Below are 15,854 nucleotides of genomic sequence, written 5' to 3' on the forward strand. Positions count from 1 at the left end.
ACAATCCGTAGCAGCCCGCTGCCCTGATGTGAAATGGACTTCAACGCCAGGCACCGGTTGGTCCCGGCGATCCGGCTGGCTCAATCTGTTCCCTCCCCTCGTCTCTTGCCTTCATGTTGCGTTTCGTACAAAAGCTGGCGCAAACGCCGCGAAACCGAAGGTTTTGCCGTTTGAAAAGCGGCTTCCGGCTCGATCCCGACGTGCCGCACCTGGAAAGAGCGGAACAATGTCTGCGATCGAAGCCGGCGCTCACGCGCCGGAAAGTCTTTGGCGTCAGGAAATCAGGGCGACGCTGGCGCTCGCCTGGCCGATGGTGCTGACCAATCTCGGCCAGACCGCGATGACGGCCACCGACGTCATGATGATGGGTCGACTCGGACCGGATACGCTGGCCAGCGGCGCGCTTGGCGCCAACCTCTATTTCATGCCGCTGATCTTCGGGCTCGGGCTGATGCTGGCGACATCGCCGATGATCGCCACCGAACTTGGCCGCCGCCGCCATTCGGTGCGTGACCTGCGCCGCACCGTGCGCCAGGGCCTGTGGCTGGCGATCTTGATCTCTATCCCGATCTGGCTGGTGCTTTGGCATGGCGAGGCCATTCTGCTGGCGATGGGTCAGGACCCCGTGCTGGCACATCAGGCCGGCATCTATCTGCGCTGGCTCGAATGGGCGGTGCTGCCATTCTATGGCTATATCGTGCTGCGTTCGTTCATCTCGGCGCTGGAGCGGCCGGGCTGGGCGCTGGTCATCGTCTTCGTCGCTGTCGCCTGCAACGTCTTCTTCAACTGGGTGTTCATGTTCGGCAATCTCGGCGTCCACTCGATGGGCATCGCCGGCTCCGGTCTCGCCACCTCGCTGTCGAGCACGCTGATGTTCGTCGGCATGGCTGTCGTGGTGATGCTGGAGAAGAAGTTCCGGCGCTACCATCTGTTCGGGCGCTTCTGGCGCGCCGACTGGCCGCGCTTCGGGGGCCTGCTGCGGCTCGGCCTGCCGATTGCCGGCCTCCTCGCCTTCGAGGTGACGATCTTCAATGCGGCGGCGCTGCTGATGGGCCTGATCGACGCGGATTCGCTGGCCGCGCATGCGATCGCCATCCAGATCGCCTCGATCAGCTTCATGGTGCCGCTTGGCCTCAACCAGGCGGTGACGGTGCGCGTCGGCCTGGCGCATGGCGCCGGCAATCCGGAGGGCGTTTCCCGCGCCGGCTGGACCGCCTTCGTCATCGGCGTCTCGTTCATGGCCCTGATGGGCCTGGTGATGATCCTGTGGCCGCATCTGCTGATCAGCGCCTTCATCGATCTGAGCAACCCGGCCAATGCCAGGGTGATCGCGCTTGCCGTGTCGTTCCTGGTCTTTGCCGCCCTGTTCCAGATCTTCGACGGCGCGCAGGCGGTTGCCGCCGGCATGCTGCGCGGCCTGCACGACACCAAGGTGCCGATGATCTACGCCGCGATCGGCTATTGGGGCGTCGGCCTGCCGCTCGGCGTGCTGCTCGCCTTCCATTTCGGCTTCCATGGCGTCGGCATCTGGATGGGGCTGTCGTCGGGACTGGCCGTGGTGGCGGCGCTGCTGCTGGCGCGCTGGCTGCGCCGGGATCGCCTGACGCCGCCGCTGGTGTTTGGGCATTGAAAGTAATGCGGCCGCCGGTGCCCGACGGCCGCTATGTCCCGGCGTTGTGCTCTAGACGAAGCCTCAATTCTCCTATCGAGAGAAAAGACGGTTGCTTGGTTTGCTCAACTTCATTTCATTTGCCCCAAATCGGGATGCCCATACGGACTATCGGCTTGGTAACCGGTGGGAAGGCCGTGATTGACGCCGGAGCCTGTTCCGTGACAGCTTGCCCATGGATGCGCCAGCGATCTGCCGGCTTTTGAGCCCTAGCGTCGCTGGTTCGTCTTTCCCCGGTTTATAACCTACCACCAAGCGTTTGCCTGTTCCCTCACACCACGACGAAATCGGCGTTGGTCAGCGCGAGGTTGGCGGCCAGCGTGGCGAAATGGGTGGAGCCTCCAGCGGTGCTGCCGTTGCTGTCATAAGTGAGCCAGCCGGTGTCGGTCTCATAGATGATGTGCTGGCTGGTATTGTCAGCGGTGCCCGACGCGTTGGCGACAAACTGTTCCGCCGTCAGCGTACCGTTGCCGCCGAGCGCTGCAAAGATCGCATTGTCGACCTGGATGGTGTCTTCGACCACCGAGAAGTCGGTGATGGTATCGACATTGGTCGAGGCATCGAGAGCCGTGGTGAAGACGAAGCTGTCGTTGCCCTGCGCGCCTGACAGCGTGTCGTTGCCACCCAGGCCATTGATGATGTTGGCGCCACTGTTCCCGGCGATAACATTGGCAATGGAATTGCCGGTGCCGTTGATGTTGCCGTTGCTTCTCAGCGCCAGGTTCTCCAGCTCCTGGCCGGAAAGGTTGAAGGAGACGAAGGCCTGCACATTGTCGGTGCCCTGGCCGATGGTCTCAATCACATGGTCGCCGGCATTGTCGACATAGTAGGTGTCGTTGCCGATGCCGCCTTGCATGGTGTCGGCACCCTCCTTGCCGTCCAGCGTATCGTCGCCGCCAAGGCCGATCAGGATGTTGACGCCCGAATTGCCTGACATGACATTGGCGATGGAATTGCCGGTGCCGTTGATGTTGCCGTTGCTTCTCAGCGCCAGGTTCTCCAGCTCCTGGCCGGAAAGGTTGAAGGAGACGAAGGCCTGCACATTGTCGGTGCCCTGGCCGATGGTCTCGATGACATGGTCGCCGGCATTGTCGACATAATAGGTGTCGTCGCCGATGCCGCCTTGCATGGTGTCGGCACCCTCCTTGCCGTCCAGCGTATCGTTGCCGCCAAGGCCGATCAGGATGTTGACGCCCGAATTGCCTGACATGACATTGGCGATGGAATTGCCGGTGCCGTTGATGTTGCCGTTGCTTCTCAGCGCCAGGTTCTCCAGCTCCTGGCCGGAAAGGTTGAAGGAGACGAAGGCCTGCACATTGTCGGTGCCCTGGCCGATGGTCTCGATGACATGGTCGCCGGCATTGTCGACATAGTAGGTGTCGTTGCCGATGCCGCCTTGCATGGTGTCGGCACCCTCCTTGCCGTCCAGCGTATCGTTGCCGCCAAGGCCGATCAGGATGTTGACGCCCGAATTGCCTGACATGACATTGGCAATCGAATTGCCGGTGCCGTCGATGTTGCCGTTGCTTCTCAGCGCCAGATTCTCCAGCTCCTGGCCGGAAAGGTTGAAGGAGATGGTGCTCTGCACATTGTCGGTGCCCTCGCCATTGGCCTCGATGACATGATCGCCGGAATTGTCGACATAGTAGGTGTCGTTGCCGATGCCGCCTTGCATGGTGTCCGCGCCTTCCTTGCCATCCAGCGTGTCGTTGCCGCCCAGGCCGGTGAGCGTGTTGACACCCGAATTGCCGTTCATCGCGTTGGCCAGGCTGTTGCCGGTGGCGTTGATCGAGGCTGCACTGCGCAGTGCGACGTTCTCGATATTGCCGGTGAAATGATTGCCATCGCTAAGGCTGATCGAGATATAGCTGTTGACGATATCGGTGCCGTCGGCGCCGGCGGTGCTTTCACTGACGATATCGCTGGCATTGTCGACGAAGTAGGTGTCGTCGCCGGCCCCGCCATACATGGTGTCGGCGCCACCGCCACCGTCCATTGTGTCGGCACCACCGCCACCGTCGAGAATATCATTGCCACCGAAGCCGAGTAGCGTATCTCCGCCCTGAACAGGCTTGGGGAACCACCAGGGATCGTTGGTGTGTGCTCCTATCAAAACGTTATCCAGGTTGTTCCCGGCGATAGTATCCGCAAACCAGGAACCGACGAGATTCTCGATCGACGTTAATGTGTCTCCGGCAGCATCCCCAGCTGTGCCTTTACCCGTCATTAAGCTGACCGCGACCGCCGATTCCGACGTCTCATAGAAAGCAGTATCGGAACCGCCACCGCCGTCGAGATGATCGGCTCCGATTTCACCGTGCAGACTATCGTTCCCGTTGCCGCCATAGATGTTATCGTTGCCAGCATCGCCTATTATGGTGTCGTGGCCACCATAACCGTACATGATGTCATCGCCGCCGACGGCTCGGCCGAAAATTTGCGTGTCTCCAGTGAGAAAATTATTGTCTTCATTCCCCTGAATAAGGTCGTTGAAAATAGCTCCGTACTGAATGGTTAAGGAAAAGAAATCCGAGACAGTAAGATGGGGGGCCCCATTAATAACAAGCTGCATGCCTCCTCGCTCGCCTGCGTTAACAAAAAGCTCACCACTATGTCTGTCGTAAGAAATATGAACTAAAATAGGTTCGCCATATTGCGAAGATGGTGTGTCGAACGAAAGTACATCATTATTGTCAATTATATTGTATTTCTGCATCGCCTTTTTTTGTGTAACATTTATGTCCACTTGTGAGGCGTCGCCGAAAGAAAAACCAAGCCAGTCGTTTCCCAATTCAAAATCCAGTATAGTGTCGTGCTCGGCTGTCGAACCCACGGCGTCGACGCTCAAGAAGCCGTCTTCGCCTGCGCCACCTGATAACTGAGCATTAGAATTGTAATCGGCGTAACCATAGTTATAATATATCTGATCGTTTCCATTATCGCCGAAAGCTGAATTTACTTTTGCGTTTCCTCCATCTGGTATAATAATATCATTACCATCCCCACCATGGAGTCTATTCCCAGCTGATCCGTAACTTGAAAGAATGTCATCTCCGCCATTGCCAAAAGCCTCACCGCCTGCATAGCCGGCGTAATAAGCATCATTTAGATTTCCAAACTGTATACTGTATTTAGCAGCTGCACCTAGAAAAACGACCTGCTCGAAACTTGTTACTGAAAATATGCCGATATTCATAGTTCCGCTACCGGCCGCGAGCCTGAAATCATATGAGAAAACGTCCCCAGGATCACCTGTGGCTCCAACCTGCAGCGTATCAACGCCTCCGCCGCCAGTAACTGAGCCGTGTGCACGAAGCTGAGGCAGCAATGCGATACCACAAGTATCGTTACCTTCCCCGAGGTCGACCACGTCGACGTCTACAATCTCTCCTCCACCAAACGCCGTGCTGAAACCGAAGGTGTCGTCGCCCGATCCGGCATCGATCGTGTCGCTGCCCATATCATCGGTGATGGTGTCATTGCCGGAGCCACCAAATATTGCCGTGGGGCCTTTCGATACGTCTCTGATATAATCGTCCCCGTCACCGCCATATAGATAGCTACCGCCTCCTTCCATATCATCGTTACCGCCCAGACCGAACACTGTGTCTCCGTCGTGCGCGACCAGGTTGTGGTCATCCCAATCGGTGCCGTAGATCGTTGCTGGCTGCGTCATCTCGTTTATCCACCGCTGTATGGGATCGAATTTCAAAGTGCAGACTGGAAGGATACAATTAGCTTTGGCTGCGGTAGTATCCAAGGCCCCCTTGCTCTATATTTCAAGAATAATCTTCATGCCTAATAGGAACTGCGACAAGCGCTGTCGACCTTAGGACTCAAGGCCCGGTAGGCGCTCAATAACGACCGACAGTAAATCTGGCGCAAGCCAGCCTCATCAGGTTCATGAGCGGACGCTTGGCCTTGAACGTCCCATATCGGCTGGAAGCGGAACATCCGCTTTTGGGATGATTGAATTCAAAAGCCGACCTTCGCGCCCAGCTCATTGGCGGCTGTTTTGCGCCAGGCCCGGACATTGCATTGCTGGCATGTGCGTCATCATGCCCCCAGTTGGTCGAGCAAGGTCTTAGCCTCTTTCAAATCGAGCGTGTCGAAGCCCTCGGTGAACCAGCCGTAGGTCGGCGCGAGCAGGTCATGCGCCTCCGCGCGCTTGCCCTGTTCGGCCAAAAGGCGCGCAAGCGAAGTGGCGGCGCGAAGCTCCCAGGATTTGGCACCTTGCTCGCGAGACCGTTCGATCGCCTGGCGGAACGAGATTTCAGCCTCGTGCCAATCGCTTGGTTCCGCAGCAGCGTATATGGCACCTCGGAGCCGCAGCAATTCGGCATCGCACCACAACTCGCCGGTCCGATTCACCTGGTCGAGAGCCCGATCGATCAGGCGCACGCCGTCCGACGCGCGATTGACACTCCCGAGCACCTCCCCAAGGAATCCCATCGTGTACGCCTGCGTCACTTGCGTTCCGACGGCCTGCATCCGGCCCAGGCTATCCTCAATCTGGGCGATCGCTCGCTCCTTTTGGCCCTGCTTCGCCGAGAGCCATCCCTTCTGCTGGGCGGCCATGGCAGCCCAGAAGGGATACGCCTGCTCGGTCGCGAACGTGAGCGCACGGTCGATCCGGTCCTCGGCTTCGGCCACCTCGCGTCGGAATAGTCGTAACCAGGCTGCCCATATCAGCACGTAAGCGCGGCTGAAGGGGTGCGCCAATCGCTCGGCCAAGACAAGAGCGTCTTCCATCCGGGACAGCGCCTGGTCGGGGTAGCCGAGGTGCCAAAGCACCGCTGACCCGCGACATAGGCAAATCGGTCCGGGATCCTGGCCGTAGAGCGCAAGATGAGCTCGATGTTGCTGTGGGCGATACGCTTCGGAGGCCAGCTCTAAATGTTTCCGTGCCTCCCCGAAGTCGCCGCGCCAAGAAAAGCTGATTCCCCGAGCATAGTGGGCTTCGACCACCCACACGGGATCGTTACTGTGCAGGGCAAGGTCGAGAAGCCGTCCGCTCAGCTCGTGCGCGGACGTGAGTTCGGCGCGCGTGGCCGAGTAGATGGCCAGGCCGAGCAGAACCGGGAAGACATCCGCATCTTCTGGCATCACCTCGCAAAGGCGGCGTGCGCGAGAATATACCCGCTCGACCTCGGCATTTGCGTAGCCATTCTTGGCGGTGAGCACGCGGCCCAGCACCGTTAGCGCTGCGAGCTCGCGCCGCTGGCGCTCCGGGCCAGCAGGGAGCGTTTCGATCAAGTTCAGCGCTTTCTGCAGATGGCTCTGGGCCTCATCGTTGGCCGAACGGTCGTTGGCGCTCTCTCCCGCGCGCTGCCAATAGCTGATGGCCTGAAGAAAGAGGCCGGCAGCCGTATAGTGCTGAGCCACGATCTCGGGCTCGTGTTCGACGACCTCGCCGAAATGCTGCTCGAGCGCGTGGGCGATCCGGGTGTGCAACTGCTGGCGGCGACTGCGCAGCAAGGTGGCATAAGCGGCATCCCCCACCAGTGCGTGCTTGAAAATGCACGTCGCGTGCGGCGGCCGACCGCGCGCGATCACGAGTTCGGCGCTGATTAGTTGGTCGATGGCGCCCTGCAGTTCCCGTTCCTCGCGCTGCGCCACCGCCGCAAGCAGCTCATAAGAGAATTCGCGGCCGATGGCGGCGCCAATCTGCGCGACCTCCCGCGCTGGCGTCGTTAACCGATCGAGCCGCGCCAGCAGAGAATCCTGCAGGGTTGCAGGAATCGCCAGGGGTGGCAGCGGACCGGAGAGTGCGTAGCGGTCGCCTTCATCGGTCAGCACGTCGGATTCCATTACGGCCTTGGTCACCTCCTCGAGGAACAGGGGCACGCCGTCTGTCTTGGCCACCATCTGCTCGAGCAACCCGCCCGGCAGCGCCTTGCCCCCGGTCAACCGCTCCACCAGGGTCGCGCCCTGCCGGCGACTTAAGCGGTTCAGCGTGAGCGAGGTGACCCGCGGGTGGCCGATCCACCGCGGCTCGAACTCAGGGCGGAAACTGAAGATCGCCAATACTGCAAGGCGGGGGATCTGCTGGACCATTCGGTCGAGAAGCTCCAGCGAAGTTGGATCAATCCAGTGGATATCCTCAAAAACGATCAACACGGGCTGGCGGGCCGCCAAGCCAATAAGCTGCCGGACCAGAGCCTCGAGGGTCAGCTCCTTCTGGCGCTGAGGGCTGAGGTTCAGGGGTGCGTAGCGGCTGCCTACCGGGAGCGAAAGAAACGCCGACAACAAAGGGGCGACGTCGCGGAGCTTGTCTGTGGACCGCGCCAAGAGGCGCTCCAGCTTGTCGAGTTTTACGCTCGGCGAATCGTCTGGCTGGAAGCCGGCCGCGCGGGTGAGTTGGACAATCGACGGGCGAAGGGCGCTATTTGCGTGGAACGGCGAGCACTGGCAGCGGATGCGGACATGCGGTCGGTCCCGCAAGCGCTCGCGAAGCGCCTGAATCAGGTGCGACTTACCGATGCCGGGCTCGCCGGAGAGCAGGACCACCTGCCCCTCGCCGGACGCGGCCTTGCTCCAGAGCTGCGCGAGCAGAGCAAATTCGTGCTCGCGCCCAATCGTGGGGGCGAAGCCGCTCGTCGCGCGCGCTTCGAAGCGGGTCTCGGCGGCACTCTCGCGAAGCACGCGCCACGCGCGGATTGGGGCGTCGAACCCTTTCAGGTCGTGCAGACCCAGGTCTACGAGTTCGAACAGCCCGCCGAGCAGTTGGCGCGTCGCGAGCGGGATCACGATCTCGCCAGGCGCCGCCAATGCCTGCAGCCGCGCCGCTAGGTTCGGCGACTCGCCGACCACCGCTTCCTCCTGCGCCGCTCCTTCGCCGATGAGATCGCCCACCACCACCAGGCCCGTTGCGATGCCGACACGTACCGCAAGGGGCCCTTGTGCCGGGGTCGCGAGCCTTGCGATCGAATCAATGACCGCCAGTCCCGCGCGCACGGCTCGCTCTGCGTCGTCCTCATGCGCCTTTGGATAGCCAAAATACACCAGCACGCCGTCGCCCATGTATTTGGCCACAAACCCGCCAAACTGACGCACGCCCTCGGCAACGCACTTCTGATAGGCCGCAATCACCTCACGCAAATCCTCAGGGTCCATTCGCGCGGAAAGTGCTGTCGAGCCGACAAGGTCCGAGAACATCACGGTAACCTGGCGACGCTCCGCGGTGTCCTTCGCGGCGTTGTCGATTGCCAGAGGCGCACCGGATAACAGCGGCGTTGGTACGCTTGCTTGAGCACGCAAGGCTGCGATGGCGTCGAGCAGCTTGCGACGATGTCCGACAAATCCGACACCAAGATCCTTCAAGTCCTCAGCCGTCAACCTCGGCAGGACCGTGTCGTCGATTTTGTTCTCGCGGAAGGAGGCCTCATACTGTTCGAGGCCAAGCCTCCGCAGCCAACCTCCGACGTCCATGGCGGCGCCCCTGGCTTGCCTAGCCACCTATGATCCACCAGGGGAGACAGCCTGTCTAGGACCGGGTTTTGAATGGCCGGTTTGGGCCGCAAGCGGGAGGTCGGCTTTCGGGCATCGAGCTGGCCTAAGCCGTCATTCAACTCGTGGCCTCAAGAAGCTCATCCACGCTCCTCTTGACGCGGCGTGCCACCCCAGCCGATGTCGGGCTGATGTGCGTGGGCGGCAGTCATCCTTTGACCACCGCTTCTGGCGGCGCCGATTGGCGAGCCGCCTCGCCATCATTTAGCGATGGAACGGAAAAGAAACCATTCAGCATCAGACTACCGCTTTTCGACGCACCTTTTTCGAATACGTCGGAACGAGCGCTTGTCGCGCAGCTCACGATGCCCCCAATTGGTGAACCGGTTCCATGAAGAGTCTGACAATACGCCACCGCATCCTCGTCAGTTTCGCGGCCGTTCTGGTGGTCATGTCCGTGATCGCCGTCATCGCGTACGCCTGGTTTCTTCAGGCGGGGCAGGAGGCGACTGAGGTCGAGAAGGGCATCCTTCCAGACCTCTATTCCAGCACCGAGATCATGATGGGCCAGATGACGGCGCATAGTCTGCTTCAGGAATATGCCCTTCAGGACAACCCGTCGGATAGAAGCACGCTTGAAAGCGCGATCACGACCAATCGCGACCAAGTGCAGCGGTCGATGGACGACTATGAAGCAACAATCGTCTCCGACATCGACAAGCAGAATTATGCAGTCGTCAAAGAACTCGCCAACCAATTTCGTCTGGCTGAAACTGCTGTGCTGGACACAAGCCGGGCTGCCTTGTCGAAAGGTGAAACTCCCAATGAAAGCCCGGCCATCAAGAACACCGTAGAGCCGATCTTTGTAAAATTGCAGTCCGCTCTGCAGGCCATGGTTGAGGATCACAGAGGCGAGGCAAACAGCGCGACGCAGCGGATCAGCTCGATCGTTAGAGCGGCCGAAGTCGGTTTGAGCGTTGGCTTGTTGATAGCCCTCGGGCTAGCCCTTCTTTTGGGTTACCAGCTGTTTCGCGCCATTACAGGTCCGCTCACCCGTTTGGTCGACGCGGTTCAATTGATGCGGCAAGGCGACTTCAGCGAACGCCTCGATCTTAGGCGCCGAGACGAATTCAGCGTGCTTGCCGACGGCTTCAACGCAATGGCGGACGATCTCACAACCCTCATTGGTCAGGTTCAAAGGTCCAGCATACAGGTCGGCACGTCGATAACTGAGATCGCCGCCACATCCAAGCAACAGCAGGCAACTGCGACTGAAATCGCAGCGACCACAACAGAAATCCGCGCGACAGCCAAGGAAATCTCCGCCACATCAAACGAGCTGGTCCGCACGATGAACGAGGTCTCCACAGTTGCCGAACAAACGGCTGCCGTCGCCGGCGGAGGGCAAGCGGGGCTGACCCGTATGGAAGAAACCATGCAGCAGGTCATGGAAGCGGCCGGCGCGATCAATTCCAAACTCGCGATCTTGAGTGAGAAAGCCGGCAGCATCAATCAGGTGGTGACGACCATAACCAAAGTCGCCGATCAGACGAATCTGTTGTCGCTCAACGCTTCCATTGAGGCGGAGAAGGCAGGCCAATATGGCCGGGGTTTTGCAGTGGTGGCGACGGAAATCCGAAGGCTCGCGGACCAGACGGCTGTCTCCACCTACGATATCGAGCAGATGGTCAAGGACATCCAGTCGGCAGTCGCGGCCGGGGTGATGGGCATGGACAAGTTTTCCGAGCAGGTCCGCCGGGGTATGCAGGAAATCCAGCAGGTCGGCGGGCAACTCTTCGAGATCATTCAGCAGGTTCAGGGGCTGGTGCCACGTTTCGAAGTCGCCAATGAAGGCATGCAAGCACAGGCGACCGGCGCGGGGCAGATCAGCGACACGCTAACCCAGCTAAGCGAGGCAGCTCAGCAAACAGTCGAATCCCTTCAGCAATCGACGCTCGCGATCGATGAGCTCAATCAAGTCTCAGGCGGCATGCGAAGTAGCATTTCGAGGTTCAAGCTGCGAGCATAGCGAGCCGGCAGTAGGAGGTGACAATGCTATTCCTCGCCTTCAGCATGGGTCCGGATCGCTACTTGATCGATGTCCACCAAATTGAAGAGGTTCTGCCCTATATCGATGTGAAAGTTCTTCCGGGTGCGCCAACTGGTGTGGTGGGTTTGGTCAGCTATAACGGAATACCCATCCCCCTGATCGATGTTACTCTTCTTGCGCTTGGCCGACCATCGGAGCGCCTATTGAGCACCCGGATCGTTGTGACGCGCTATCCGGCGCATGATGGCGAGCAACGCCTGCTGGGGCTGATCGCGGAACGGGTGACGGATACGCTCGAGCGAGACCCTGCCGATTTCGCGCCGTTCGGACTTGAACCAGGAACCCCGCCCTATCTTGGGCCGGTGGCTTCCAATGGTTCGGAGATCATTCAGTGGGTCAAAGTGGAAGCGCTGCTTTCGGAAGAGATTCGTACCGCTTTGCTCCGCCAGGCCGCAGTAGGTGATCAATGACCGGCGCAATAGAAAAGCTCCTGACGGAAACCATTGGACTGGACAGTGCCAGCGTTGGTCCGACAGTGGTTCGTCAGGCGGTCAGAGACCGGATGGCAGCATGCCGGATAACCAACCCTCAGGCCTATAGGGAACACTTGACCGGTTCCTCGCAGGAGCTGCAGGAGCTGATCAATGCGGTGGTGATCCCAGAGACCTGGTTCTTTCGCGACCGAGAAGCGTTCACGATGCTGGCGCGGCATGCGCGCGTGCACAAGCCTGCTCAGCCGATAAGAGTCCTGAGCCTGCCATGTTCAACCGGCGAAGAGGCCTATTCGGTCGCCATGGCCATGTTCGATGCCGGCTTTGAGGCGCACGAGTTCAAGATCGATGGCGTGGACGTTAGCAGCCGCAATATCGCGACGGCTGAACGCGCCATCTATGGGCGCAATTCGTTTCGCGGCAGCCATCTCGAATTCAAGGATCGCTATTTCGAAGCGGCCGAGGGCGGGTTGCGGCCTATTGCTGGGGTGCTGAAACAGGTTCGGTTCAGGGTAGGAAACCTGTTCGGTTCTCGCGCGTCTTTCGGGCAAGAGGTCTATGACATCCTGCTTTGCCGCAATTTGCTGATCTATTTCAATCGAGAGCTGCAGGATCGCGCATTGATCTGCACGAAGGACCTGCTGGCCAAAGACGGACTTCTTCTGGTCGGTCCGGCGGAAGCAGCTCTTCCAAGGTTGCATGGCTTTATTTCCGCTGAATGGCCATTGGCCTTTGCCTTTCTGAAATCGGAGCCCGTCAAGACCACGGCGCCGAAAGTTTCGGCCGCCGTCCCGGTGCGGACGCCAACCCCGAAGGTCAACAAGAGCGAGCCTCTTCTTCCGTTCCGACCGACAATTGGCAATGAAGGCCGTGGGCAGCCTCCGGCCAAGCCGCTTGCACAGGCCTCGGAAAGCCTCATCGCGGTTGAACGGATCGCCAATGCAGGGCGGGTAAAGGAGGCACAGGAGGTCGCCCTGGCGCATCTCAAGGAGTTCGGTCCTTCCGCGGAAATCTTCTACCTGCTGGGCCTCGTCCAGGATGCGGATGGTTCTGCACCCGAAGCCGCGCAAAGCTATCGCAAGGCGCTCTATCTCGCGCCAAATCATCGAGAAGCTCTTGTCCATCTGGCCTTGCTGCTTAGCAAGCAAGGCGACCATAACGGCGCCGAGGCGCTGGCCGGCCGGCTGGGTCGGGTCCAGAAAAGGAGCGGCAGCTGATGGCGGCTTCGACAAGGGTCGCTCAGCCGGTGGAGGAGATTGAAATCGACGACTGCTGGCGGCAAATAGGCGTACAGGGTGACAAGTCATGTCCGCTACTGGAGCAGCATCTCCACTGCCGGAATTGCCCGACCTACAAGAAGATTGCACGACGCCTCCTTGACCGTGCAGTGCCCTCGGCATATCGCGACGAATGGCCTGATAACGCTGGTCGTGCAGGGATCGAGTCGGCAGACAGCGACGCGCTGCAGACGGCCGTTCTCTTCCGTTTGGGGGAGGAATGGCTGGCACTTCCGGTCGGTATTTTTCATGAAGTGGCTGAATCTCGTCGCGTTCATTCAGTTCCACATCGTAGGAACAGTGCACTGCTCGGTATTGCGAATGTCCGTGGTGAATTGCTCATTTGCCTGTCCCTGGCCGAATTGCTCGGGATAGACGAGCGCAAAGAGGGGGAACAAGGCACACGAACCAAGGTATTTCGCCGCCTAGTCGTGGTAGGCGAGCGCGACAAGCGGGTTGCTTTTACGGTTGATGAGATCCACGGCTTACATCGGTACCAGGAACGCGACACTCTCGCTGTTCCGGCCATGATTGGCAAGGCACTGTCGGCCGTTACGGTTGCCGTGCTGCCGTGGCAGGGACGAGCCGTTGGCTGTCTCGATCCACGACAACTGCTCACGATGCTGGATCGGAGCATCGCATGACAGATGAAGACTTCAGCCAGGTTTCGATGCTCAGCCTCTTCCAGGCCGAACTGGAGACGCAGTCACAGGCTCTAACCTCTGGGCTTTTGGCACTCGAACGCGATCCTATCGCCGCCGATGCCCTGGAAGCATGCATGCGTGCCGCGCATTCCCTGAAAGGAGCTGCCCGCATCATCGACCTGATGCCCGCGGTCAAAGTTGCAAATGCGATGGAAGACTGCCTGGTCGCCGCGCAACGTGGGCATCTGAGGGTGCGACGGGAGCATATAGATGCGCTTCTGCAAGGCTCTGACCTTTTGAAATTGATCGCATCGGGATCATCGAGCGAGAGCGCCAACTCAGAAGTCGAAACCTTTCTCGCGAAGTTCGAGGAATTGTCCCTCCCCGAGGCAAAGCCCGGGCCCCAAGATTCTGCAGCTGATTTCGCAACTCCAGATCATGCCCAGGAGCAACTGGCGACGACCTCTTCAGCGAACCTCCTCGTTGGGGCGGTACCGCAAGCCCACGGCAGCATCGGCTCTGATAGAATGGTTCGGGTGACGGCAGACAGCCTGAACCGATTGCTCGGGTTGGCTGGCGAGTCGCTGATGGAAGCTCGGCGGCTCAGGCCATTCGCTGACGGGCTGCTACGGCTGAAGCGACTTCAATCGGACCTCGCAAGTGCGTTCGACAATCTTCATGCAGTGCTGCCGCCGGTTTCAAACGATGTGGCGGTGGTGGAGGCGCTGGCTGAAGCGCAGCGAAAGCTTCGGTTGAGCCAAGCGTTCCTGGCGGAGCGTCTCGATGAATTGGATTCAGTGGATCGGAAAGCGACCGATCTTGCCAACAGATTGTACGACGAAACGTTGGCGAGCCGGATGCGGCCTTTTGAGGACGGCGTGCGACACTATGCGAGAACGATCCGCGACCTCGGTCGTACCCTTGGCAAGCGGGTGCGACTGGAGATCGTAGGCGGCTCGACCGGCATCGACCGCGATATCCTCGAGCAGCTCGATGCCCCTTTGGGGCATCTTCTTCGCAACGCTGTAGACCATGGGCTTGAACCGCCTGAGGAGCGCCTCGCGATGGGGAAACCCGAAGAGGGGCTCATCAGGCTCGAAGCGAGGCATAATGCCGGGCTGCTGCAGATAGCCGTGGTGGACGACGGCAGGGGGATCGAGCTCCCGAAGCTGCGCGAGACTGTCGTCGCCCGGCAGCTTGCAACCAGGGAAAGTGCTGACACACTCAGCGAAACCGAATTGCTCGCATTCCTGTTTCTGCCAGGCTTTTCGATGAAATCGGGCCTTACCGACATCTCCGGTCGCGGTGTGGGGCTCGATGCAGTGCAAGCCATGACGAAGGAAGTCCGGGGTGTCGCAAGCGTGTCCTCAGAATTTGGGCACGGAACCCGATTTCAACTGCAATTGCCGCTGACGTTGTCGGTCCTGCGCACGCTGCTCGTCGATGTCGATGGAGAGCCCTATGCTTTTCCACTCGCTGCCATTTCCAAGACTTTGAAACTGCAGCGGACGCAGATCGATCTCCTGCAGGGCCGGCCGCATTTTCGATTGAACGATCGACAGATCGGGCTGGTCACCGCGCGCGAGGTGCTGGATCGAGGTGAGCCCGGATCGGAACCGAACGAACTCTCGGTCGTCGTCGTGGATGCGGGTCGGGGCGATGCGTACGGCCTGATCGTTGACCGTTTTCTCGGGGAACGCGAGTTAGTGATCAGACCTCTCGATCCACGGTTTGCCAAGATCAAGGACATCAGCGCAGCAGCCCTGATGGAAGACGGTTCGCCTGTTCTGATCTTCGACGTCGACGATCTGATCCGATCGGTGGAAAAGCTTGCGTCGTCCAGCGGATTTCGAGCTCTTCGGCGCGCCGCGGGCGGTCCCGAAGCGAGCAGGCGCAAGCGCGTGCTCGTGATTGACGATTCACTGACGGTTCGCGAACTCCAGCGCAAGATGCTGGGCAATTACGGTTATGAGGTCGAAGTGGCGGTCGACGGTATGGACGGGTGGAATGCCGTCCGGTCTGGTCCTTTCGATCTCGTCGTCACCGACATCGACATGCCTCGCATGGATGGCATCGAGCTGGTGAGTTTGATCAGAAAGGACGCTCATCTCAAGAACACACCCATCATGATCGTTTCATACAAGGATCGGGAAGAAGATCGCGCGCGCGGGCTCGACGCAGGTGCGGACTATTATCTGACCAAGAGTAGCTTTCAGGACGAGGCCCTGATCCATGCCGTCGTGGACATGATCGGCGAGGCGGCTGAATGAGATC

Annotated in this window: 8 protein-coding genes; 6 read left to right on the forward strand and 2 right to left on the reverse strand. The window is 59.7% G+C overall.

All coding sequences use genetic code 11. From position 1 onward, the window contains the following. Window positions 1–226 precede the first annotated feature (226 nt). Window positions 227–1,630: an MATE family efflux transporter gene (locus tag AC1RZR_RS03925; protein WP_481827690.1), complete on the forward strand. Its 1,404-nt coding sequence runs from the start codon at window positions 227–229 to the stop codon at window positions 1,628–1,630. A gap of 310 nt (window positions 1,631–1,940) precedes the next feature. Here the strand turns inward: AC1RZR_RS03925 and AC1RZR_RS03930 are convergent, their stop codons facing one another. Continuing rightward, window positions 1,941–5,345: a hypothetical protein gene (locus AC1RZR_RS03930; RefSeq protein WP_481827691.1), complete on the reverse strand. Its 3,405-nt coding sequence runs from the start codon at window positions 5,343–5,345 to the stop codon at window positions 1,941–1,943. Between the two features lie 380 nt (window positions 5,346–5,725). Further along, window positions 5,726–9,100, reverse strand: coding sequence for an adenylate/guanylate cyclase domain-containing protein (locus AC1RZR_RS03935; protein ID WP_481827692.1), 3,375 nt, complete (start codon window positions 9,098–9,100; stop codon window positions 5,726–5,728). Between the two features lie 409 nt (window positions 9,101–9,509). On the opposite strand from AC1RZR_RS03935, the gene AC1RZR_RS03940 reads away from it, so the two are divergent. The 5 genes from AC1RZR_RS03940 to AC1RZR_RS03960 are packed head-to-tail and all read left to right on the forward strand — an operon-like array spanning window position 9,510 to window position 15,850. Next, window positions 9,510–11,147, forward strand: a complete 1,638-nt coding sequence (locus tag AC1RZR_RS03940; RefSeq protein ID WP_481827693.1) for a methyl-accepting chemotaxis protein — start codon at window positions 9,510–9,512, stop codon at window positions 11,145–11,147. A 23-nt stretch (window positions 11,148–11,170) separates the two neighbouring features. After that, window positions 11,171–11,638 (forward strand): chemotaxis protein CheW, encoded by a 468-nt coding sequence (locus AC1RZR_RS03945; RefSeq protein WP_481827694.1) that lies wholly within the window; start codon window positions 11,171–11,173, stop codon window positions 11,636–11,638. After that, complete coding sequence (locus tag AC1RZR_RS03950) at window positions 11,635–12,876, forward strand: CheR family methyltransferase (protein ID WP_481827695.1); 1,242 nt, start codon at window positions 11,635–11,637, stop codon at window positions 12,874–12,876. Before AC1RZR_RS03945 ends, AC1RZR_RS03950 begins: the two co-directional genes overlap by 4 nt. Next, window positions 12,876–13,580, forward strand: a complete 705-nt coding sequence (locus AC1RZR_RS03955) for a chemotaxis protein CheW (protein WP_481827696.1) — start codon at window positions 12,876–12,878, stop codon at window positions 13,578–13,580. Before AC1RZR_RS03950 ends, AC1RZR_RS03955 begins: the two co-directional genes overlap by 1 nt. Further along, entirely contained in the window at window positions 13,577–15,850 is a 2,274-nt protein-coding gene (locus AC1RZR_RS03960; protein WP_481827697.1) for a hybrid sensor histidine kinase/response regulator, read from the forward strand. Before AC1RZR_RS03955 ends, AC1RZR_RS03960 begins: the two co-directional genes overlap by 4 nt. Window positions 15,851–15,854 lie beyond the last annotated feature (4 nt).

The organism is Mesorhizobium bavaricum, assembly GCF_056781655.1.

Excerpts from the sequence above, each read along its gene's own strand:
- AC1RZR_RS03930 (WP_481827691.1), bottom strand. The coding sequence starts at position 5,345 with ATGACGCAGCCAGCAACGATCTACGGCACCGATTGGGATGACCACAAC.
- AC1RZR_RS03960 (WP_481827697.1), top strand. The coding sequence starts at position 13,577 with ATGACAGATGAAGACTTCAGCCAGGTTTCGATGCTCAGCCTCTTCCAG.
- AC1RZR_RS03935 (WP_481827692.1), bottom strand. The coding sequence starts at position 9,100 with ATGGACGTCGGAGGTTGGCTGCGGAGGCTTGGCCTCGAACAGTATGAG.
- AC1RZR_RS03940 (WP_481827693.1), top strand. The coding sequence starts at position 9,510 with ATGAAGAGTCTGACAATACGCCACCGCATCCTCGTCAGTTTCGCGGCC.
- AC1RZR_RS03925 (WP_481827690.1), top strand. The coding sequence starts at position 227 with ATGTCTGCGATCGAAGCCGGCGCTCACGCGCCGGAAAGTCTTTGGCGT.
- AC1RZR_RS03950 (WP_481827695.1), top strand. The coding sequence starts at position 11,635 with ATGACCGGCGCAATAGAAAAGCTCCTGACGGAAACCATTGGACTGGAC.
- AC1RZR_RS03945 (WP_481827694.1), top strand. The coding sequence starts at position 11,171 with ATGCTATTCCTCGCCTTCAGCATGGGTCCGGATCGCTACTTGATCGAT.
- AC1RZR_RS03955 (WP_481827696.1), top strand. The coding sequence starts at position 12,876 with ATGGCGGCTTCGACAAGGGTCGCTCAGCCGGTGGAGGAGATTGAAATC.